Consider the following 19,785-nt stretch of genomic DNA (forward strand, 5'->3'; position numbering starts at 1 on the left):
CTTAACTATCAATTCAGCTGCTGCTAATTGAAATTCTTAAGTCTACCAGTTTGAGCTTAGACCATACTGGGAAATCATACTCTCATCGCCGACAACCATAAAGTGGGGGTTTGCGTAGTCACTATCGGAAACTTGGTTCTGCTTGCCGTATGCAAGCGGGGCACCGCCTTCGACTATAACCTTGCCACCTGCTGCCAAAACAACTGCATGGCCTGCAGCTGTATCCCACTCCATGGTTCGGCCAAGGCGAGGGTAGAGATCAGCTTTGCCTTCTGCTACGCGGCAAAACTTCAAGGAAGAGCCTGCTGAGACCATTTTTGCTCCGTCGCATCGGTCGACGATTTTTTGTGTGGCCTGGCTCATATGGGACCGACTACCGAAGACAATTACAGCCTTGGGCGCTGGTCGGCACGAGATTGGATGTGCAGGTCCGATCGCATCATTTGTTACCTCTGCCATGAAAGCACCTTCTCCTTTTGCGCCCCAGTAGATTTTTCTGAGCGCTGGAGCATAAACCACACCGTACACAGGTGCCCCATTTTCAATTAAGGCGATGTTGACGGTGAACTCACCATTGCGATTAATGAACTCCCGAGTGCCATCAAGCGGATCAACGAGGATAAATCTGTCGCCAATCACTGGAATGCGCCCCGCAGCAACTTCCTCTTCAGCGATAACGGGTATTTCAGGGAAAGCTTCAGATAAGTTCTGTAGAATAACTTTCTCTGCTGCCTCGTCTGCACGGGTAACCGGAGAGCCGTCATCTTTTTCCATGGTAGCAAATTCTGTTTCGTAGATTCGCAAAATCTCGCAGCCAGCCGCATGCGCAGAGTTCTTAAAAATATTTAGCATGAGTTTTCTTTTGAGAGCCACATTGGATTTGGCAAAGAGAGGTACATCTCGCCCCGATAAAATGCAACGTATTTCGAACCAGCCTCTTAGGCAAAAAGGCCCTTCTCGACTTATGTATATAGAACCTTATTTTTGATTTATTCTACTGACTACGAGTTATTCCCAGATTTGGTGTATGAGTATTTTCTTAAGCAGTTTTTTTGATCGGGAGTTGGTTGTTCAATCCGGTCATTGAAATTGATGATTTTGCCAAGATTAGCAAATCTGGGTTGTTTTCTCCTGCCCCTTTGTACGCATTAGGTCGGTTTGAACATCATTTGAAAGTTACGTTGCAAAGTTCATTCGGCTCTCAACTCTCGCCTTTTAGGTTACAAACGGTTCGCTTTGAATTCGCGGTTTGAGGTTTGTTGAGTTGATCATGCCCCCTTTGAACGCTCGGTGGTGTGCTACTCACCATTAATGAGGGCCATTCCAGCGACAAAAACTGCCTTACATTGGCTGTTGATGGAACGCGGACACTTGAAATAATTAAGTACTCACATGCCAGAAAGTGCTTCACATGTCTTCCTAAGAGCTGGGTCATCAAGCCCACATTAACCTAGATTAGCAGTTACCACAGGCTTGGCAAAGACTGGGAGAAACTGACCAACGTCTCCACAGCACAGGCAATAACTGCTCACATCAGAACACCAACGAGGAGAATTGCAAAATTTTGCGATCTTTGAAAGACTTGTGTATCAGACTCTACCGGGCTGAGACAGAGATCTTTCACTGAGTAAGTAAGCAACGAATATGTGTTTCTAGAGCGTTTGGCTCTCTACACGATCGGCAAGTTTCCTTCAAACGCCTTCCAACAAAAGGATGACTTGCTCACCTCAACCCAATATGTTCATAGCCACCCCCTCATCATTTAAATCCATTCAGAGGTAACAGATCACAAGGGAGATGAACCATGCCCTCAATCGTTAGGTCAAGTTCATGGGCATTTACGAGTGTTGCTGTGATAAACAAGAACTTCGTTACGCGAAGTGTGTATGACCACTTACCTGCGTCGGTGAATTAGTAATCAAGAACTTTTCAGATGATGGGTGATATGATGGGTTAGCAATAGACCTAATAGTTTTATAATATCAATTCAATAAGTTATGAATAAAAATGGCGGAGAGTGAGGGATTCGAACCCTCGGAACGCTTGCGCGCTCAACGGTTTTCGAGACCGCCCCGTTCGACCACTCCGGCAACTCTCCCGCTTATGCCTCGTGTTGAGGCTTGCGGGACCATATAAAGAAGCTTTCGTTTGGGCAAGCCCTGCAGTCTCTATGCCGCAGATAACTCACAGCTGACACGGCGGTTGGCAACAAAAAACGCAGTGGCTGGCCCACTGCGTTGAATTCAATACTCATTTTAGAAGTCTAAGCTGCCTGAACGTCTTCGAGGAAGGCTTTGATAGAGCGGTTAAACTGATCGGCCTCACCAGAGATATTGTCAGCCTGATTGTTGATGTCTTCCGCCGTTTTAGTGGAGTTCTCAATCGTGTTGGCGACCTCAACCATTTCGGTCTCACCGATACGAGACTGATCAGAGGCATCGGTTACAGACCGGGCAATCTCGGAGACTGTTACAGACTGCTGTTCCACTGCTGCGGCCACTGCGGATGAACTGGTAGACAGCTTTTCCATCATGCTGGCCACATTTTCAATGGAACCAACAGCGTCCGTGGATACCTGTTGGATCGCGTGGATCTGCTGTGAGATCTCTTCTGTTGCAGTGGCTGTCTGATTTGCCAGATGCTTCACTTCAGAAGCCACAACGGCAAACCCTTTACCCATTTCGCCTGCACGGGCAGCCTCGATTGTGGCATTCAACGCAAGAAGGTTGGTTTGGTCTGCGATATCCTTGATGAGGTTGACGACCTGTCCAATGCGAGAAGCAGAGGATGCTAATTCCTGAATTGTTTTGGATGTGTTGACGACAAGATTGCCAACTTCATCGGCAACCTCTTTGGAGTTTACCGCTTCAGAGGCCACTTCCCTGATAGAGAGAGACATTTCCTCACTGGCGGATGCAACCGTTGCCACAGAGGTCGAGGCATGGCTGACAGCTTCGCCTGCCTTTACAGCCTTGTCGGAAACACTTTCTACTGTGACATTTAATGCGAAGGATGCGTCATGCAGTGACTGGATCGCAGAATTAAACCCATCACCTGCTGCGGTTGCAGCCTTTTCGAACTCTCGTACCAGAACAGCAACTTTTTGCTCACGTTCCTCACGGAGCTTGTTGTCTTTGTCGCGCTCTTCGTTCAACTGGTTTCGTTCAATGGCATTGGCGCGGAACACTTCCAGAATCTTCGCCATTTTGGCGAACTCGTCCCGGCCTTTTGTACCCTCGATATTGATTGAAACATCACCATTTGCCAGAATGCTCATCGCTTTGTGCAGATTTGCAAGCGGGCGTGAGATACGCCATGCGATATAGCCGGCAATCATCAGCCCGATAAAGCCCATGGCGGCTGCCTGCAACAGGAAACGCTGCATGCTCGCTGCAGAGGCTGCACTGTGAAGAGCTTTCGCCTTGGCCTGACCTGCTGCGCCAATGTCATTGAGTTGCTGAGCGGCTGGGATCATTTCGTCCAGTTGCTCCAGAGCGAAAACCATCTCCTCCTGAATATCGGCATTCAGGACTTCAATTTGTTGCAGCGTATCAGTGTAGGTTGCCCAAAGCTTTTTCACGGCTTCAGAAGTCTCTTTTGGCATCTTGGCAGATTGAATAACCATACCAAATTGCTCGATGCGGCTCTTGAATGTGCTCTTTTCAGTTTCATAGCCATCAACACCGATGGTCCATTCCATGGCCTGAAGGTCTTTGAGCAAACCGGCGACGCGCTGGGTGTCCTTGCTGACGTTCGCCTTCCGCCGCGCTTTGTTGATTTCAATCTGCATGGAGGAGCTTGCGCGCTGAAGAACCGAAATGAGGCCGCCGTCCGAGCTGGTTCCACGCTCTAGGGTCGCTTCGACCACCGCACCAAAGGTCTCTGAGAAACCGTAGGCGTATCCTTCCAAGTTATCGTAGAGCTCATCTTCTATGCCTGGAACCTGTAAGGCCCGTGTTTCTTCAACCAGGACAACGACGCGCTCACGCTCCGTTGCTGCAACTTCTGCGGCCTTCGCATCTGGATGCAGCAGGAACTCGCCACCAATTGCGCGCATACGGTCCGTCGCCGAGCTGATTGCGAGCGCATTTTGCATCAACTGATTATGGGTCTGCGTGTTCTTCTGAAACTCAGCGTTGTGGCTGTTCATTTGTAAGAGAAAAATCAGAGCTCCGCTCAACACGAGTATCGGCAACAACCCAAGGGCTGTAACTCTCGTTACGACGGAATAGATCCAGGCGAACTTTGGAATGCGCATTTTATGCCCCCCGCACGCGTGCGGTTTTAATCAACTGATGACAATAATCGCGGTTTGTCACATGCAGTCCACTTTGGCGCCTGCCGTCCCCAAGCACCTGCATGGAACATGCACAAATCACATTGGCATAATGTTGGCTGGCGAAGGTTTATCGATCCTTAAACCTGTCATAAAATACGGCTTAAAACCCCGCTACATAAGTATTTCAACGTACCAATTGGATCGTATTCCTAAGCCTTGTGTCGCGATGGCAGCAAGAATCACTTCAGCAGATGAGCAGGCATTCAAAAGTGAACCTCATCATCATGATAGAATCTGGCTACACACCCTCTCTCTTAACGCAGCAATTAGACCAATACTTTTGTATAAGTAACGAGGTTCAAAAGCATTGCAGCGAATATACGAGTAATCGATGAGATGCTGAGTTATAGGTCCATGAAAGGGACAAGTTCTCGTAAACAATGTGACGCAAGACTACTACACCTTTTACAATCATTCTCCTCGAATACTATGGATATATTACGCTGATTACACACAGTGACCAAAGACGCGATATTGTTCGCACCTACAATTTAGGCTAGGTTACTTTACCGATGCGGCATCACTAACTTTTTACGGCCAAATAAAGCTAAGAAACGGCCATGAAAGGACATGAAATGCCTAAGTTGACACATCTACTGTGCGCCCTGTTTGCCGCAGGAGCCTTCATTTTAACTCCCGTCTCGTCACAGGCTCTTGTCAAGATCATGACGGAAGCAAATACCTCTGATCAGTACTGGCTCAACATGCGTATGGGCCCCTCTACTGACTACGATGTGATTAGGGTTTTAGAGCCTGATTCCATTATAATGGTCAGATCCTGTCAAAGCGACTGGAGATGGTGCCTCGTGTCGTACCATGGTATCCAAGGATACGTGAGTGCACGATACATTCATAGAAATGGAATCGACGTAAACACAGGTACTTATGCTGATATGATACCTATCAATGATTCTGTAGAGTATCATGAGGCGTACTACCTGCGCTAATGACTGATAGTTTCTGAGCCGTTCGATGCGAAGTTGGACGGCTCAGAAAGCTGAGCAATACTCTCCTGTTTCTTTTGGCCACGCATACCAACATCTGAGTTCAATCTACTTATTCTTCTGCTACATGGATAATTGCTTGGTTGCCTGGCTTTTGCGATACCCACCTGAGCTTTTCCTCGACTTTGGCGCATTCAGCTCAACGGCCACCTAATCTACTGAAAATGGCTTCGACTTCATCTACGCAGCCCCACAATCTCGCCATGCGCATTTCTGATAATATGATGAGATTCTGCGTTGACATTCCAGAATGTCTGCGTATATTCCAGCAGCTCAAAAAATTGCGGGATACCCGCTTTTCCGCGCTGTCCGAGGCAAGACATCGAAACCGCCTTCTGGTTTTTCCAGAGTTTGCGGTCGACTTCCCAAAAACGGGACGTTCCTAGAGCATAAAGGAAACGGTCGCCAAAGTTCGCAGGTTACTGCGACGCCAAAGGGTGCGCTAAGATAAGAAGGACATGCGCATGTTCGCAGTCATTAAAACAGGTGGCAAACAGTACACTGTTGCTGCTGACGATCTTCTGAAGATCGAAAAAGTTTCTGCCGAAGCTGGTGAGACCGTCGTATTTGACGAAGTTCTGATGGTTGGTTCCGATGCGGATACCACTATCGGTGCACCAACTGTTGAAGGCGCTTCTGTAACTGCAGAAGTTGTTGAGCAGGGTCGTGATCGCAAGATCATCATCTTCAAAAAGCGTCGTCGTCAGAACTCACGTCGCCGCAACGGTCACCGTCAGGCTTTCACAACCGTGAAAATCACTGACATCCTGACCGGTGGTGCGAAGCCAGCTAAAAAAGCTGCGGCTCCTAAGAAAGCTGCTGCTGCACCAGCTGCTGAAGGTTCCGACGATCTGAAAAAATTGCAGGGTCTTGGCCCAGCAATTGAGAAAAAGCTGAATGCTGCAGGTATCTCTACCTACGCACAGATTGCAGCTCTTTCTGCTGAAGACATCGCCCGCGTTGAAGAAGAGCAAGGCATCAAAGGCCGCTTCGAACGCGATAACTGGGTTGAACAGGCTAAGGAACTGGCAGCGAAGTAATTCGCGCAAGTTACTGTCCTAGAGATTAAACGAGGAGTACTTCGTTATGGCTCATAAAAAAGCTGGCGGTTCATCCCGCAACGGTCGCGACTCAGCTGGTCGTCGCCTTGGTATCAAAAAGTTCGGCGGTGAAGCTGTAATTCCTGGCAACATTATTGCACGTCAGCGTGGCACTAAGTGGCATCCTGGCGCAGGCGTTGGCATGGGTAAAGATCACACCATTTTTGCGACCGTTGAAGGCAAAGTTGCATTCGAAGAGAAACGCAACGGCCGAACATTTATCAACGTGATGCCGGTGGCGCTAGCCGCCGAGTAACGCTGACGTGATATTCCAAATCGTCGGCGTCTCATCAGACCCCGACGGATTTAGGAAAATCCGGTCAAGATCATTAAGATCAGGATAAGGGGAAGATGGGACGCCATCCTCCCCTTTTTCTTTGCCCTGTGGGGACGGGCAGCAAGACCGGAGTAAAGACCATGGTAGTTGAATACGAAGAGATCCCAGAAGAAAGCAGTTGCTTTGCGGCCGGGTCGCCGCAGGACACCGCGCGTCTCGTCATCGACCGAGCGCGCAAGGATGATGTGGCCGACATCCTGTTTTTGGCCAACAACCGTCGGATCGCTGAGAAGCTGACGAACATGCCGCATCCCTTTACGCGTGAAGACGCTAAAGCGCTGGTGAAACGGTGTGAAGTTCAGTTCCCTAATCAGGCGACGTTCGCGATCCGCATGATGAACACTGGCCGCATTATTGGCGCTATCGGGTTCAATCCGCTTACTGAGGACTTTGGTGCAGTGCATCTGGGTTACTGGGTGGGCGAGCCATTCTGGAACCAGGGATATGCGACAGAAGCTGTTCAGTCTGTTATTGAATTCGCGTTCTCCAACGGCGTTAAGGAGCTCTCCGCTTCTTGCCGTGTGAGCAACCCTGCCTCGCACCGTGTTCTGACGAAGTGCGGCTTCAAGCAGGACGGAACGACAAAGCTGCATTCTCTCGGCGCAAAGGCCGTGGTGGATGCGACACGCTTTACACTAACCCGCGCCCAATGGATCGCAAATATGCGATGGGGTTACGCTGGTTAAGTGATGCCAGATGAGCAGGTTGCAATTATTGCGACCTGCATTTGGCAGCGTGATTGTTGTTTGGCTGTATCTGCCTGTCATCAACCACAGAAACCAGCGATCGCGTATGTGATCCTAATGCATTCTTCCTGTCTGCATTTGGGCATCGGGGCGTGCTGCGTTTCTCCCTCACTTATCCATTTCAACTAGCAACTAGAGAACTATGCGTTTGATTTACAAGGTCTTTTATAATGTTGACTACAACTATAGATACCCAAAGTCTGCGACTGCGCCCATTCCAATCTAACGATCTTGCCCGGTTTTGGGAGATCGGGCATTCCAGCTACGAAGTTGCACGCTGGCTCACCGGCTTGACGTGGCCTCCAGTAATGACGGAAGCCAAAGCCTTTATTGAACAAGCTAGCGCGGCAAATCCGAAAACGGACTCCTTTCCGTTTGCAATCGACCATAACGGCCAATTGATTGGCGGTGTCGAAGTTCAAAAACCCGGTGATCTCAATGAGTTCCCGGAGCTACCAACCATCAGCTACTGGCTGAGCGAAGCTGCTCAGGGTCATGGCTACATGATTGAAGCATGTGTTGCTGCGCTGCATTGGGGCTTTGCGCGCGCCGCATGTGACTCGTTCGCCGCTCGTGTATTTGCGACGAACTATTCGTCTCAAAAACTTCTGAAGAAGCTAGGCTTTGAGGCTGCTGGCGTTTGCCTTCGGTACTCGAAACCTCTGCAACAAGACGTTGAGAATATCATCATGCATCTGCCGCGGGATCGGTTTGAAGCATTGCACGGTGATGCCGATATAATGATGGGAGGTGCTGTCTAATGTTTCCTATTGTCATATCAACTAAACGCTTAAAGCTTCGCCCCTCTCAAGAGAGCGATTTTGACCGTGCATGGCCCAACTTTGCTCAGAATTTCGAAATTGTTCGTTGGCTTACAGACATGCCGTGGCCACCCAACAAAGAAGCGACTTATGCATCATTCGTATCTGCTTTATCCATCAACCCTGAAGAAGGGCCATACCCGTTTGCGATTGAATATGATGGTCAACTGATTGGGTGCGTTGAGATCCAAAAGCGAGGCGATCTCGATGAGTTTCCTGATGTGCCATCCATCGGATACTGGATGATTGAGGATGCTCAGGGACACGGTTTCATGTTGGAGGCATGTGTCGCCGCCCTACATTGGGGCTTTGCGAAAGAAACTTGCTATGCCTTCGCCACACGGGTCATGCAAGACAACCACGCCTCTTTGAACCTATTGAAAAAACTAGGCTTTGAGGCTGCTGGCGTTTGCCTTCGGTACTCGAAACCTCTGCAACAAGACGTAGTGAACATCATCATGCATCTGCCGCGGGATCGGTTTGAGGCACTACATGGTGATGCGGACATTAAAATGGGAGCAGCCTTATGACGACTTTTCCTCGCTTGAGAACAGCCAGCCTGACACTGCGGGAGTGGAAAGAAACGGATGCGCTTCGCGTTCAGAAAATCTTGAACAATCAAAATGTTACACGCATGTTGTCCGGCTCTCCGTATCCCTACACCCTCGCACATGCTGAGGTCTTTCTGCAAAACCGTGTACCCGATGATCTTGGTCGGGCCATACATTGGGCTATTGAACTCCAGGGCGAGGTGGTTGGCGGCATTGGAGCTCGTCCGCTCCATGAAACACCCATTATGGGATGGTGGCTTAGCGAAGACCATTGGCGAAAAGGCATTATGTATGAAGCCGCTAGGGAAGCGCTGAGCTACCTACTGCTTGAGCGCGAGCTACCAAAAGTATTCGCAGATGCCTTTAGTGATAACACTGGCTCTTTGAGGCTGGTCCGTAAACTTGGCTTTGTCCATACTGGGAAGAATGAGGGCAGCAGTCGGGCACGCCCTGACGGCAATTACCCAACAGAAGAGTTCCTCATATCCCCTCTTGATTTTATCGAAGCCCAGCAGGCCAGAGAGCAGGAGTTGGCCCAATGATCTTTCCGGAATTACAAACCAACCGGTTGATTTTAAGAGCAATTCAGCCAGACGACTATACTCGGCTTAGGTTCCTGTTCTCCGACTTTGATGTGGCACGGATGACCGCCAGTTTTCCGCATCCAATCACCGACGACTGGGCTAGGGAGTTCGTTACTCGCAGTCATTCCAATGACCTGAAAACGGATGTGGTTTGGGCGATTGATAATGGAACCGGGTTTATCGGGTCTATTGGAGCACACGGGATTGGTGAATCTGCTTCACTTGGTTACGCGCTCGGCAAGTACTATTGGCGCCGGGGTTACATGACCGAGGCGATCGGAGCCGTTGTAAATTATCTGAATACAGAGCGTTGCGTTGAAAACGTCGATGCTTGCGTTTTTTTGGATAATTTTGCGTCGTTACGTGTTCTTTCGAAGAATGGCTTCGTTCCAACTTCTGTTGGCACCCACGCCTGTGCTTCGAGAGGCGCCGATGATCTCGACGTGCAAAACTTCGAACTCAAACTGGCTCAGCCCGTAGAGCAACCACAACTTGCAGTCGCGGGGATAAGATAGGATGACTTTTCCCGAGTTAAAAACAGACCGTCTGCGATTGCGTATGATCGAACATGGTGATCTGGATCGGCTCGTACAGCTGGCAAACTCTTATGAGGTGGCGGGCATGCTTTCTGGTATGCCCTACCCATTCACCGAAGAGTACGGTCAGTTCTATATCAATCGCGGTCGGAACAATGATCCAGACAAGGTGGTGTTGTGGGCGGTTGATGATGGTAGCGGTCTGATCGGCTGTATCTGGGCGCGCTTTGAAGATGACCAAGGCTGGACCGGATACTGGCTGGGTGAGGCTTACTGGGGACGCGGTTATATGACTGAGGCCCTTCGGACAGTGCTGCGTTTTGGGTTTGAAAAGCGGTCTATCGTCAGTTTTGAAGCTGGTGTCTTTAGGGACAATCCTGCTTCCGCCCGATTGCTCGATAAAATGGGCTTTAGCGAAGTTGGTGAAGAAACAATCCCCTCCAACGGACGGGGTGGTACGATGGTTCCTCATGTTCGGCTTGCATTGCCCAAAGCCGAGTTTGTAGACCTTGCCAAAGCAGAAGGTTGCCCGCCATGACGATCCAAATGACCTTTCCCGTTTTGCGCAGTGAGCGGCTTGTACTGAGGGAGATGCGGGACGGGGACCTTGAAAAACTCTGTGCCTATTTGGGGGACTTTGAGGTCTCCAAATCACTAAGCACTCAACCGTTCCCGTTTTCAGAAACGGACGGGCGGGCATACATCAAGCAGGCCCTTGAGAATGACACAGCCGAGAATGTGACGTGGACAATCGAGCTTGATGGCCAGCTCTGCGGTACTTTCAAAGTCAAAGACCTGCAAGGGGCTGTTTATATCGGGTACTGGCTTGGGCAAGAGCACTGGGGCAGTGGCCTAATGAGCGAAGCTTTGAGAGCGGTTCTTTTTTACCTCTTTGAAGACCGGCAGATATCTGTGGTGCATGGTGGAGTGTTTAAGGAGAATCCGGCCTCTTTGAATGTATTGACCAAGCTTGGCTTCACGGTCACCGGCGAAGGCACACGCGTTTGCCGTGCGCGAGACAATATTCAACTGGAGGAGTTTCAGCTTCAGTTGACCCGCGCTGACTTTCTTCGGCTGAACCGCCAAGACAATTGATTAAGAGTATTCAAGATGTTTCCTGAATTGAAAACCAAAAGTCTAACTCTGCGCCAGTTCAAGCACACGGATCTGGAACCGCTATGCTCGCACATCAATAATTTCGCGGTCAGTAAAATGCTTGCCGAAGTTCCCCACCCCTACACCAAAGAGGACGGGGCATGGTGGATTGACTTTTGCCAGAAGACGCCTCTTTCCGAAAAGATTGCGTGGGTGATTGAAACGCCCGCCGGTTTCTCGGGCGCGATCACACTGATGAAGCTCAATAGTGACAAACCAATACTGGGGTACTGGCTTGCGGAGCATCTGTGGGGCAAGGGCTACGTGAGTGAGGCGGCGGAGGCTGTGGTCAGCTATGGCTTCAAAACGCTTGGCCTTCCAGTGATTTATTCATCAGCCCTTGAGGAGAATACCGCCAGCTTGCGCATTCTTGGCAAGCTCGGTTTTCGAAAGCCCGTCAAAGGCTTTGCGACGCCACGGTCCCGCGGCGGTGAGAGTCTTGCAGATATCTCTGTAAGCTTGACGCAGGAGCAATGGGCGACCCGGCTTGCGGAGGCTTGACCGCAGGTCTTTCGGAGGATCTATTATTTTCCGGAGTGTTTGTGATCTGAGGCAAGGCACTCCAAAACCAATGGAATTGGACTAACAATGTTTCCTAAGCTCACTACAAATCGTCTCGTGCTGCGCGAGTTTCAGCAGGATGATCTGGAACCAATCTGCACTCACATCAACAACTATGACGTGAGTAAAATGCTGACCGTGGTTCCCTACCCTTACTCCAAAGCAGATGGCGAATGGTGGCTAAACCACATTTTTGAAACGCCGCTAAGTGAAGCGACCAACTGGGCGATTGAATCTGAAGGTGTCTTCGCAGGCGCCATTGGCATCCGTATCCCGGAAGATGGGCACCCACGCATTGGATATTGGCTGGGAGAGCCGTTCTGGGGCAAAGGTTATATGAGTGAGGCGGCAGAAGCGGTGGTCAATTACTGCTTCGAGACACTGGGGGCCACCAAGGTGACGTCTGGCGCATTTGAGGAAAATGACGGTTCGCTAAATGTGCTGGCGAAAAACGGGTTCCAGACAGTGGGCTCCCGGCCAGAGAAAAGCCGCGCTCGCAAGGAGCAAGATGTCACTTTGATTGAAGTGGAGCTGACCCGCGACCTGTGGGAAGCCATGCGCGCAGTGGCTGTTTGAGAATTTTGGACAAAAAAAAGAGCGCATCGCTGCGCTCTTTTTCACTGAAACAGCTCGAATTAAACGGTTTCGAGGTTTACAGCGCTCTGACGGCCATCACGACCAGCTTCCAGTTCGTAAGTTACTTCCTGGCCATCAGCCAGAGTAGACAGACCGGAGCGCTCTACTGCAGAGATGTGAACAAATACGTCTTTGCTTCCATCTTCAGGTGCAATAAAACCGAAACCTTTAGTGCTGTTAAACCATTTCACGGTGCCTTTAGCCATCGTGATATCTCCTAGTTAGTGTGCCGCTGCAACATGCAGATAGCTGTGGGTTGCGTCAAAGCGAAATCGAATGCTCTGACGCCTAAAAAGGAGACAGGGTGTCGATAGTCTTAACGTAAGGACGGAATTCCACATTATCGCGCATAAGTAAAGGCGCAGCATCCTATTAGAGTGCTGTAGAACGCTTTTTTTTTATTTCCCTGTGGTTTTCCTGAGTCAATTACTAACTTATTCCGTCATCTTTGCACAAAACCTGCCAAATTTACGGAAGATGCTATTGCCTATAGTGATTTTCAATTGTGCGGGAATTCGGGCAAAAGCCGCAGTTAAATAATCCTCACTGCGTGAAAAAATTTCCAAGAATAGGCTCGAAGCGCTTGCAATCAGGTGCGGACCGAGATAGTGACCGCCTCCAAGCTTTTAAAGTTCCTTTCGGATTTTGAAACCTCCAAGATGCTGTGGCCTGCTGTCCCATCTTCTTTTTTGAAGAGAGATGCAGGTTTCTGTCACCTTCAATCCTCGGTCGCTCTGTGTTTTTCGGGAGATTGATGATGGGTCTTGCTCCTCTGTTCTGGCTGGCGCGATCGTTTGTGCGCACCCGCGACTTTCAGCAGATGGCAGGATGGGGTTTTTGAGCAAGGTTGCGGCAACAGCCTTTTTGCTCCCTCGACCATCGGTGATTCTGGCGCCGCTTGTGCGGCGGCTCAGAGCATTGTGAGTTTCAAGAGATCCCGGAACAAGAAAGCGTGGTTTAGATAGCACCCAGCGCGTTGCAGACATTAGGACTGGCGGGCTTGACGCTATCTTCGTGTTTAAGAAAAGAGCGCTGGCAACATCGGGCAAGCGTTCCAAGAAGATAAGAAGAGTTTGTCATGTTCCCGGAGCTGCATTCCGAGCGCTTGATCCTACGTGATTTCCGCGAAACTGATTTCGATATTCATAACGAGTCGCTAAATGATTTCGATGTGAGCAAGATGCTGACCGTGGTGCCGCATCCTTACACCAAGGATGATGGTGCGTGGTGGTTTGACCATTGCCGTACGACAGCGCACAGCGAAGAAATCAACTGGGTGATCGACAATGGTGAAGGGCTGGTCGGCGTGATCGGCATTCGCAATATTTCGACAACCCCGCATCTGGGCTACTGGCTGGCGAAAACTCATTGGGGTAAAGGCTATGCCAGTGAAGCGACCAATCTGGTTTGCGATTTTGTGTTCAACCAGCTGAATGCAGTTGCGATGAACACCGGTCTGTTCACCATCAACCCGTCGTCCTTAAACGTGCTTCAGAAGAACGGTTTTGTGGTAACGGGCGAGACCAAAGAGAAGAACCGTGCGCGCGGTGACATCGAGATGGATTACACAACGGTGACACTGACCCGTGACCGTTGGGCTTCGATGCAAGCGCTGGCGGCCTGATCTTTTACGTTTCTAAAGCGGTTTCCTGTAGTTTGCTTTAGAGACGTACATTGCGTATTTTGCTTTTGAAAAGGCTTGCGGATTGGCGTTCGTGAGCCTTTTGGCCGTTCGTGGCCGCGCTAAACCAATAAAATAAGCCAGAAATGCGGTTCCGCCCTTGGCGAGAGCGCCATAGGGCTTTAAGACGTCCTCCAAAGAACGTCACAGGTGGACGAAAGAGAATAATATGAAATTCCTCGATCAGGCAAAGATCTTTGTAAAGTCTGGTGATGGTGGCGCAGGCAGCGTCAGCTTCCGCCGTGAGAAATATGTTGCCGAAGGTGGTCCTGACGGCGGTGATGGTGGCCGTGGTGGTGACGTGTGGGTTGAGTGTGTTGATGGCCTCAACACGCTGATCGACTATCGCTATGCGCAGCACTACAAGGCAAAAATCGGCATGCATGGCATGGGCCGCAACAGAACCGGCGCCAAGGGCGACGATGTTGTGCTGCGCGTGCCTGTTGGTACCCAAATTCTGGATGAAGACAACGAAGTCGTGCTTGCGGACCTGACCGAGATTGGTCAGCGTTTGCTGCTGCTGAAAGGTGGTAACGGCGGTTTTGGTAACGCCCACTTCAAGTCCGCAACGAACCAGGCACCACGTCGTGCGAACCCGGGTCTTGAGGGTGAAGAGAAGTGGATCTGGCTGCGCTTGAAGCTGATTGCGGATGCGGGTCTTGTGGGACTGCCAAACGCTGGCAAGTCCACGTTCCTGTCTGCAGTTTCTGCGGCGCGTCCGAAGATTGCGGATTATCCGTTCACCACGCTGCATCCGAACCTTGGGGTTTGTGAGCTTGATGGTCGCGGCTTCGTGCTGGCTGACATTCCGGGCCTCATTCGTGGTGCACACGAAGGGCATGGTCTGGGTGACCGTTTCCTCGGCCACGTGGAGCGTACCCGCGTGCTGCTTCATCTGGTGGATGGCTCCGCCGTCGAAGATCCGGCAGAATCATACCGCACCATTCGCGGTGAGCTGGAAGCTTATGGTCACGGACTGGATGACAAGACCGAGATCGTCTGCCTTTCCAAAGCGGATGCATTGACGGACGAGCTGCGTGAAGAGCGCTACAAGGCACTTGAAGAAGCGTGTGGCCAGAAGCCTTTGATCATCTCTTCAACCAGTGGTGAAAACATTGATACTGTTCAACGAATGATCATTCGTGCCATTGACAAGGATAAGCAGGAAGAGGCTAACTCCGTTACTTCTGATGTAACCGAGGAGTGGCGTCCATAATGAACCGAAGTCTGAGCAACTATCAGCGCATTACTGTGAAGATCGGCTCTGCCCTTTTGGTAGAGAATGGCCGGTTGAAGCGTGAATGGCTGGAATCTTTGGCGGATGATTTGCAGGCTCTTTCTCAAGTGGGGAAAGAAGTGCTGGTCGTCTCCTCCGGTTCTATTGCTCTGGGCCGCTCGGTTCTTGGTCTGCCTGCTGGCCCGCTGAAGCTGGAGCAGGCGCAAGCCGCCGCTTCTGTGGGTCAGGTTGCGCTTGCTCAGGCTTACTCTGAGATTCTCGGTGCCCGTGGTTTGACAGCGGGTCAGATTCTGTTGACCCTTGGCGATACGGAGGAGCGCCGCCGTTACCTTAACGCGCGTGAGACGATCAGTACGCTGCTCAAGATGGGCGCTGTGCCGATCATTAACGAAAATGACAGCGTGGCGACCAACGAAATCCGTTATGGCGACAATGATCGTTTGGGCGCGCGCGTGGCGACTATGGCGAGTGCAGATCTTCTGGTGCTGCTTTCTGATGTGGACGGGCTTTATACCGCCGCGCCGCAGAAAGACCCGAATGCGATCTTCCTGCCTGAGGTTCCTCAGGTGACGCAGGAGATTGAGGCGATGGCCGGTGCGCCGGGTACAGCCTTCTCATCCGGTGGCATGAAGACCAAGATTGACGCAGCCAAAATTGCGCAGAGCGCCGGCACCACCATGATCATCTCCAGCGGCAAGACCATGAACCCTCTGGATGCGATTGAGAATGGGGCACGGGCAACGTGGTTCCCTGCTCCCTCCTCTCCGTCCCGCGCTCGCAAGACGTGGATCAGCGGTCACCTGAAGCCGCACGGCACCATTCATCTAGATGCAGGCGCACTGAGAGCTGTGAAAGCGGGCAAGAGCCTGCTGCCTGCCGGTGTCACCAAGGTGGAAGGCACCTTCTCACGCGGGGATGCGGTACGGATTGTGGACACGGACGGTCATGATGTGGGCCGTGGCATTGTTGCCTATGATTATGGCGAGGCTTCTCTCATTATCGGTCGCAACAGCAAGGAAATTGAAGCTATTGTGGGCTATCCGGGACGCGCGGAGATGATCCATACGGATGATCTTGTCCTCTCTACATCTGATTTGGACATTTCATAGATACTGTTTAGGTTGACCCGTTCAACCAGTGATGACTCAAGGGTTTTGCAGATGCTAAATACTTCTGAAGTGGCAAATGCGGACAATTCCAATGTTCGCGACCTGATGGCAACCATTGGCAGGAAAGCACGTACTGCGGCACGTCGTCTTGCCATTGCCCCCACGAGCCAGAAGAACAAGGGTCTGGAAGCGATGGCAGCTGCTGTTCGCGCTGCTACCTCTGACATCCTCAAGGCAAATGCGGTTGATCTGGAGCACATGCAAGCCAATGGTCAGCTTGCTTCCTTCATTGATCGCGGAACACTGACTGAAGAACGCATTGAAGCCATTGCCGGCGCACTTGAAGATATCGCCAAACTGGATGATCCTGTTGGTTCCTCAGTTGCTGAGTGGACACGCCCGAACGGACTGCAGATCTCCCGCATTCGGACCCCACTCGGTGTGATCGGTGTGATTTATGAGAGCCGTCCGAACGTAACCGCAGACGCAGGCGCTCTGTGCCTAAAGGCTGGTAATGCGGTTATCCTGCGCGGCGGTTCTGACACGATCAACTCCAATCTAGCCATTTATAAAGCTCTGCAGGCCGGCCTTGCTGAAGCGGGACTGCCTGTTGACGCAATCCAGATCGTACCAACCAAGGATCGCGCTGCTGTTGGCGAGATGCTTAAAGGGCTGGATGGCAACCTTGATGTGATCATTCCCCGTGGCGGTAAGAGCCTTGTTGCCCGCGTTCAGGAAGAAGCCCGCGTCCCTGTTTTCGCGCATCTGGAAGGTCTGGTTCATATCTTCATCGACAAAAAGGCTGATCTGGATAAGGCAATTGATATTGTCGTCAACTCCAAGATGCGCCGGACCGGCATTTGCGGTGCAGCTGAAACCTTGCTGGTTGATGAAGCTGTGGCGGCTACACTTCTGCCTCCGATTATTGCTGCTCTTCAGGAAAAGCAGTGCCAGATTCGCGGTGATGAAGATGTGCTGATGCTGTGCCCTACAGCTGTTGCGGCCACCGACGAGGATTGGTCCACCGAATATCTGGATGCCATTATCTCGGTAAGAATTGTTGGCGGGCTGGACGATGCAATCGAGCATATCGGCACCCACGGCTCCAATCACACCGATTGTATTGTCACCGAAGATCCAATTGCGGCGCGCAAATTCCTTGCAGAAGTGGACTCAGCTATTGTTCTTCACAATGCATCCACACAGTTTGCTGATGGCGGCGAGTTTGGAATGGGCGCTGAAATCGGCATCGCAACGGGCCGTATGCATGCCCGTGGTCCGGTTGGTGTGGAGCAGCTGACCAGCTTTAAATATGTGGTGCGCGGGAATGGCCAAACACGTCCATGACCAAGACTGATCTGCAAGCCTTGGATAGCCACAGCAAGTCTGGCGATACGCATCTGGATTGGATGCGCCTGCCCTATGCTGCCCCGGGCAATCGCATCGGTTTGTTTGGCGGGTCCTTTAATCCCCCGCATACCGGCCATCTTTTGGTGGCCAAGACGGCTTTGCGGCGTTTGAACCTGCATCAAATCTGGTGGCTGGTGACACCCGGAAACCCGCTTAAGTCTCTTAGCAACCTCGCGCCTCTTGAGGAGCGGGTTGCCGCAACAAAAGCGTTGGCTCACCACCCTCAGATGAAGGTGACTGCCTTTGAAAAGGTGCTTGGCACCTCTTACACGGCAAGCACATTGCAGCAGTTAAGATTGCGCCGCCCGCACCTTAATTTTGTCTGGGTCATGGGCGCAGACAATCTCTCCAATTTTCACCATTGGCAAAACTGGCAGAGCATTATAGAAGGGGTGCCGGTGGCAATTGTTGACCGGCCCAAAGCGACCCTTTCGTCGCTTTCCGCTCAAGTTTGCCAACGGTATGCATTTGCTCAACTAAAAGAAAAAAGTGCAGACCAACTGCCTGAGCGCAAAGCCCCGTGCTGGACCATTTTACGCGGTCCGCTGGATGAAACCTCTTCCACATCACTGAGGAAAAGAGGACACGGTCCAGGGTAACTTTACGCTTTTTGCGGAAACTAGTGTCTTGAAAATGCCATAGGGACCTGAGTATTCTTCTTGACGGAAGGCTTGAGTTTGTGCATTTCAGGCTTTTCATTCGGTAGAATACTGCTTTCTCTAACCATGGCGAGGGCTCTTAAGCTGACCATGACAACACAACATGAAGGGACGGACAACATCGCTCCTCTTCAATCGCACGATCCCACCAATGAGGCGGACGTGCTTGCACTGATCCTCAACAGCTTGGAAGATTCCAAGGCTGAGGATATCGTATCACTCGATCTTTCCGGAAAGTCTGCTCTGGCTGATCACATGGTTGTGGCTTCTGGCCGCTCTCATCGCCATGTGGGGGCTGTTGCTGACCAACTGCTCCGGACCCTAAAGGATGCTGGCTACGGTAACGCCCGCGTTGAGGGTATGCCGCACTGTGACTGGGTGCTCGTTGATATCGGTGACGCAATCATTCACATTTTCCGCCCAGAAGTCCGCTCTTTCTACAACATAGAAAAGATGTGGTCTGCGGATAGCTCTGCACCGACGCAGTTCATCGGATAATATCAGTGCTTCTTTGAGGCACTGATTACTGCAGTATCCAGCTCTCTGTCCGTTGCAGGAGACAGAGTGTCTGGGCAATTGCCGCTGATGCAGGTGTTGTTTCATCTGCACGCGACCTTTTGCGGGCAAATACGGTTTAGAGCATGTTGCGTTCTCTCTTGTTTGCGCTTCACACTCTAAGTCCATGCTTTCATGCGTATATTTCCCTGAAAATGGCTGAACTTTTCAGGAAGACGCCTGAACTTCGGGGACCCCAATGAAAATTACGATTGCCTGCGTCGGCAAAATGAAAGCCGGCGCGGAAAAGGACATGTATGAACGCTATTTGGACCGGGCCCGCAAAGCTGGCCGTTCCGTTGGCATCACCTCAGTATCCGTTGTCGAATTTTCAGAGAGCCGGGCGTCCCGCACGCAAGATAGAAAAGAGGAAGAGGCGCAGCTTTTGCTCAATGCGCTTCCTTCGGGTGCGGTCCTGATCGCACTGGATGAACATGGCAAAGCGCTTTCCAGCGAAGTGTTTGCCAAAAAGGTCGGCAACTGGGCCGATCAGGGTATTTCTGACGTAGTTCTGGCCATCGGCGGGGCTGACGGACATGGACAGGCCCTGCTGCAACGCGCCGACCTCAAGCTCGCTCTGGGCTCCATGACATGGCCCCACCAGCTGGTCCGCATCATGTGCAGCGAACAAATCTACCGCTCGATCACAATTCTGACAGGCCATCCGTATCACCGCGCGTGATTGCCGTGGGTGTTGGTTTTCCTTCGCTTTCACGTCCATCGGTCAAGTCCCAGACGCTGGCTATCATCCATATGGACGTGCT

22 protein-coding genes and 1 tRNA gene are annotated in these 19,785 nt (G+C 51.2%); 19 read left to right on the top strand and 4 right to left on the bottom strand.

The features are described 5' to 3' along the window. Positions 1-42 precede the first annotated feature (42 nt). The 3 genes from cysQ to IE076_RS05410 all read right to left on the bottom strand — a co-directional run bounded on the left by cysQ (position 43) and on the right by IE076_RS05410 (position 4,258). Positions 43-852 (bottom strand): 3'(2'),5'-bisphosphate nucleotidase CysQ, encoded by an 810-nt coding sequence (gene cysQ / locus IE076_RS05400; protein ID WP_189435769.1) that lies wholly within the window; start codon positions 850-852, stop codon positions 43-45. A 1,156-nt stretch (positions 853-2,008) separates the two neighbouring features. Beyond that, positions 2,009-2,098, bottom strand: a tRNA-Ser gene (locus IE076_RS05405). Positions 2,099-2,263: 165 nt separating this feature from the next. Next, positions 2,264-4,258 (bottom strand): methyl-accepting chemotaxis protein, encoded by a 1,995-nt coding sequence (locus IE076_RS05410; RefSeq protein ID WP_209008884.1) that lies wholly within the window; start codon positions 4,256-4,258, stop codon positions 2,264-2,266. Between the two features lie 791 nt (positions 4,259-5,049). On the opposite strand from IE076_RS05410, the gene IE076_RS23060 reads away from it, so the two are divergent. From IE076_RS23060 to IE076_RS05470, 12 genes are all read left to right on the top strand, one after another. After that, positions 5,050-5,286, top strand: a complete 237-nt coding sequence (locus IE076_RS23060; RefSeq protein WP_371871475.1) for an SH3 domain-containing protein — start codon at positions 5,050-5,052, stop codon at positions 5,284-5,286. Positions 5,287-5,807: 521 nt separating this feature from the next. Next, a complete protein-coding gene (rplU, locus tag IE076_RS05420; protein ID WP_189435771.1) occupies positions 5,808-6,383 on the top strand; it encodes a 50S ribosomal protein L21 in 576 nt (191 codons plus the stop codon). A gap of 46 nt (positions 6,384-6,429) precedes the next feature. Next, positions 6,430-6,699, top strand: coding sequence for a 50S ribosomal protein L27 (gene rpmA / locus IE076_RS05425; RefSeq protein ID WP_189435772.1), 270 nt, complete (start codon positions 6,430-6,432; stop codon positions 6,697-6,699). A gap of 161 nt (positions 6,700-6,860) precedes the next feature. Next, a complete protein-coding gene (locus IE076_RS05430) occupies positions 6,861-7,466 on the top strand; it encodes a GNAT family N-acetyltransferase (protein WP_189435773.1) in 606 nt (201 codons plus the stop codon). 230 nt (positions 7,467-7,696) lie between these two features. After that, on the top strand, positions 7,697-8,287 hold the full coding sequence (locus IE076_RS05435) for a GNAT family N-acetyltransferase (RefSeq protein WP_189435774.1): 591 nt from the start codon (positions 7,697-7,699) through the stop codon (positions 8,285-8,287). Continuing rightward, positions 8,287-8,877, top strand: a complete 591-nt coding sequence (locus IE076_RS05440) for a GNAT family N-acetyltransferase (protein WP_189435775.1) — start codon at positions 8,287-8,289, stop codon at positions 8,875-8,877. The genes IE076_RS05435 and IE076_RS05440 overlap by 1 nt, the downstream gene beginning before the upstream one ends. Further along, complete coding sequence (locus tag IE076_RS05445; RefSeq protein ID WP_189435776.1) at positions 8,874-9,440, top strand: GNAT family N-acetyltransferase; 567 nt, start codon at positions 8,874-8,876, stop codon at positions 9,438-9,440. Before IE076_RS05440 ends, IE076_RS05445 begins: the two co-directional genes overlap by 4 nt. After that, positions 9,437-9,997 carry a GNAT family N-acetyltransferase gene (locus IE076_RS05450; protein WP_189435777.1) on the top strand — a complete coding sequence of 187 codons (561 nt, stop codon included), beginning with the start codon at positions 9,437-9,439 and terminating at the stop codon, positions 9,995-9,997. Before IE076_RS05445 ends, IE076_RS05450 begins: the two co-directional genes overlap by 4 nt. A 1-nt stretch (position 9,998) precedes the next feature. Beyond that, on the top strand, positions 9,999-10,556 hold the full coding sequence (locus IE076_RS05455) for a GNAT family N-acetyltransferase (protein ID WP_189435778.1): 558 nt from the start codon (positions 9,999-10,001) through the stop codon (positions 10,554-10,556). Then, positions 10,553-11,113, top strand: a complete 561-nt coding sequence (locus IE076_RS05460; RefSeq protein WP_189435779.1) for a GNAT family N-acetyltransferase — start codon at positions 10,553-10,555, stop codon at positions 11,111-11,113. The genes IE076_RS05455 and IE076_RS05460 overlap by 4 nt, the downstream gene beginning before the upstream one ends. A gap of 15 nt (positions 11,114-11,128) precedes the next feature. Then, entirely contained in the window at positions 11,129-11,674 is a 546-nt protein-coding gene (locus IE076_RS05465; RefSeq protein ID WP_189435780.1) for a GNAT family N-acetyltransferase, read from the top strand. Between the two features lie 87 nt (positions 11,675-11,761). Beyond that, positions 11,762-12,310, top strand: coding sequence for a GNAT family N-acetyltransferase (locus IE076_RS05470; RefSeq protein ID WP_189435781.1), 549 nt, complete (start codon positions 11,762-11,764; stop codon positions 12,308-12,310). A gap of 59 nt (positions 12,311-12,369) precedes the next feature. Here the strand turns inward: IE076_RS05470 and IE076_RS05475 are convergent, their stop codons facing one another. Continuing rightward, entirely contained in the window at positions 12,370-12,576 is a 207-nt protein-coding gene (locus IE076_RS05475) for a cold-shock protein (protein ID WP_109316271.1), read from the bottom strand. Positions 12,577-13,448: 872 nt separating this feature from the next. On the opposite strand from IE076_RS05475, the gene IE076_RS05480 reads away from it, so the two are divergent. From IE076_RS05480 to rlmH, 7 genes are all read left to right on the top strand, one after another. Further along, on the top strand, positions 13,449-13,994 hold the full coding sequence (locus IE076_RS05480; RefSeq protein WP_189435782.1) for a GNAT family N-acetyltransferase: 546 nt from the start codon (positions 13,449-13,451) through the stop codon (positions 13,992-13,994). Positions 13,995-14,220: 226 nt separating this feature from the next. Continuing rightward, on the top strand, positions 14,221-15,267 hold the full coding sequence (obgE, locus tag IE076_RS05485) for a GTPase ObgE (protein WP_189435783.1): 1,047 nt from the start codon (positions 14,221-14,223) through the stop codon (positions 15,265-15,267). After that, positions 15,267-16,397, top strand: a complete 1,131-nt coding sequence (gene proB, locus IE076_RS05490) for a glutamate 5-kinase (protein WP_189435784.1) — start codon at positions 15,267-15,269, stop codon at positions 16,395-16,397. Before obgE ends, proB begins: the two co-directional genes overlap by 1 nt. A gap of 51 nt (positions 16,398-16,448) precedes the next feature. Further along, a complete protein-coding gene (locus IE076_RS05495) occupies positions 16,449-17,744 on the top strand; it encodes a glutamate-5-semialdehyde dehydrogenase (protein ID WP_189435785.1) in 1,296 nt (431 codons plus the stop codon). After that, on the top strand, positions 17,741-18,406 hold the full coding sequence (locus IE076_RS05500) for a nicotinate-nucleotide adenylyltransferase (protein ID WP_189435786.1): 666 nt from the start codon (positions 17,741-17,743) through the stop codon (positions 18,404-18,406). Before IE076_RS05495 ends, IE076_RS05500 begins: the two co-directional genes overlap by 4 nt. A gap of 150 nt (positions 18,407-18,556) precedes the next feature. Further along, positions 18,557-18,964 carry a ribosome silencing factor gene (rsfS, locus tag IE076_RS05505; protein ID WP_244649616.1) on the top strand — a complete coding sequence of 136 codons (408 nt, stop codon included), beginning with the start codon at positions 18,557-18,559 and terminating at the stop codon, positions 18,962-18,964. 256 nt (positions 18,965-19,220) lie between these two features. Beyond that, entirely contained in the window at positions 19,221-19,703 is a 483-nt protein-coding gene (rlmH, locus tag IE076_RS05510; protein ID WP_189435787.1) for a 23S rRNA (pseudouridine(1915)-N(3))-methyltransferase RlmH, read from the top strand. Positions 19,704-19,785: the final 82 nt, after the last annotated feature.

Origin of the sequence: Pseudovibrio japonicus (genome assembly GCF_014651595.1) — a bacterium.
GTDB classification, from domain to species: domain Bacteria; phylum Pseudomonadota; class Alphaproteobacteria; order Rhizobiales; family Stappiaceae; genus Pseudovibrio; species Pseudovibrio japonicus.

Coding starts and splice junctions, on each gene's coding strand:
- cysQ (WP_189435769.1), bottom strand. CDS start 852: ATGCTAAATATTTTTAAGAACTCTGCGCATGCGGCTGGCTGCGAGATT.
- IE076_RS05410 (WP_209008884.1), bottom strand. CDS start 4,258: ATGCGCATTCCAAAGTTCGCCTGGATCTATTCCGTCGTAACGAGAGTT.
- IE076_RS23060 (WP_371871475.1), top strand. CDS start 5,050: ATGGGCCCCTCTACTGACTACGATGTGATTAGGGTTTTAGAGCCTGAT.
- rplU (WP_189435771.1), top strand. CDS start 5,808: ATGTTCGCAGTCATTAAAACAGGTGGCAAACAGTACACTGTTGCTGCT.
- rpmA (WP_189435772.1), top strand. CDS start 6,430: ATGGCTCATAAAAAAGCTGGCGGTTCATCCCGCAACGGTCGCGACTCA.
- IE076_RS05430 (WP_189435773.1), top strand. CDS start 6,861: ATGGTAGTTGAATACGAAGAGATCCCAGAAGAAAGCAGTTGCTTTGCG.
- IE076_RS05435 (WP_189435774.1), top strand. CDS start 7,697: ATGTTGACTACAACTATAGATACCCAAAGTCTGCGACTGCGCCCATTC.
- IE076_RS05440 (WP_189435775.1), top strand. CDS start 8,287: ATGTTTCCTATTGTCATATCAACTAAACGCTTAAAGCTTCGCCCCTCT.
- IE076_RS05445 (WP_189435776.1), top strand. CDS start 8,874: ATGACGACTTTTCCTCGCTTGAGAACAGCCAGCCTGACACTGCGGGAG.
- IE076_RS05450 (WP_189435777.1), top strand. CDS start 9,437: ATGATCTTTCCGGAATTACAAACCAACCGGTTGATTTTAAGAGCAATT.
- IE076_RS05455 (WP_189435778.1), top strand. CDS start 9,999: ATGACTTTTCCCGAGTTAAAAACAGACCGTCTGCGATTGCGTATGATC.
- IE076_RS05460 (WP_189435779.1), top strand. CDS start 10,553: ATGACGATCCAAATGACCTTTCCCGTTTTGCGCAGTGAGCGGCTTGTA.
- IE076_RS05465 (WP_189435780.1), top strand. CDS start 11,129: ATGTTTCCTGAATTGAAAACCAAAAGTCTAACTCTGCGCCAGTTCAAG.
- IE076_RS05470 (WP_189435781.1), top strand. CDS start 11,762: ATGTTTCCTAAGCTCACTACAAATCGTCTCGTGCTGCGCGAGTTTCAG.
- IE076_RS05475 (WP_109316271.1), bottom strand. CDS start 12,576: ATGGCTAAAGGCACCGTGAAATGGTTTAACAGCACTAAAGGTTTCGGT.
- IE076_RS05480 (WP_189435782.1), top strand. CDS start 13,449: ATGTTCCCGGAGCTGCATTCCGAGCGCTTGATCCTACGTGATTTCCGC.
- obgE (WP_189435783.1), top strand. CDS start 14,221: ATGAAATTCCTCGATCAGGCAAAGATCTTTGTAAAGTCTGGTGATGGT.
- proB (WP_189435784.1), top strand. CDS start 15,267: ATGAACCGAAGTCTGAGCAACTATCAGCGCATTACTGTGAAGATCGGC.
- IE076_RS05495 (WP_189435785.1), top strand. CDS start 16,449: ATGCTAAATACTTCTGAAGTGGCAAATGCGGACAATTCCAATGTTCGC.
- IE076_RS05500 (WP_189435786.1), top strand. CDS start 17,741: ATGACCAAGACTGATCTGCAAGCCTTGGATAGCCACAGCAAGTCTGGC.
- rsfS (WP_244649616.1), top strand. CDS start 18,557: ATGACAACACAACATGAAGGGACGGACAACATCGCTCCTCTTCAATCG.
- rlmH (WP_189435787.1), top strand. CDS start 19,221: ATGAAAATTACGATTGCCTGCGTCGGCAAAATGAAAGCCGGCGCGGAA.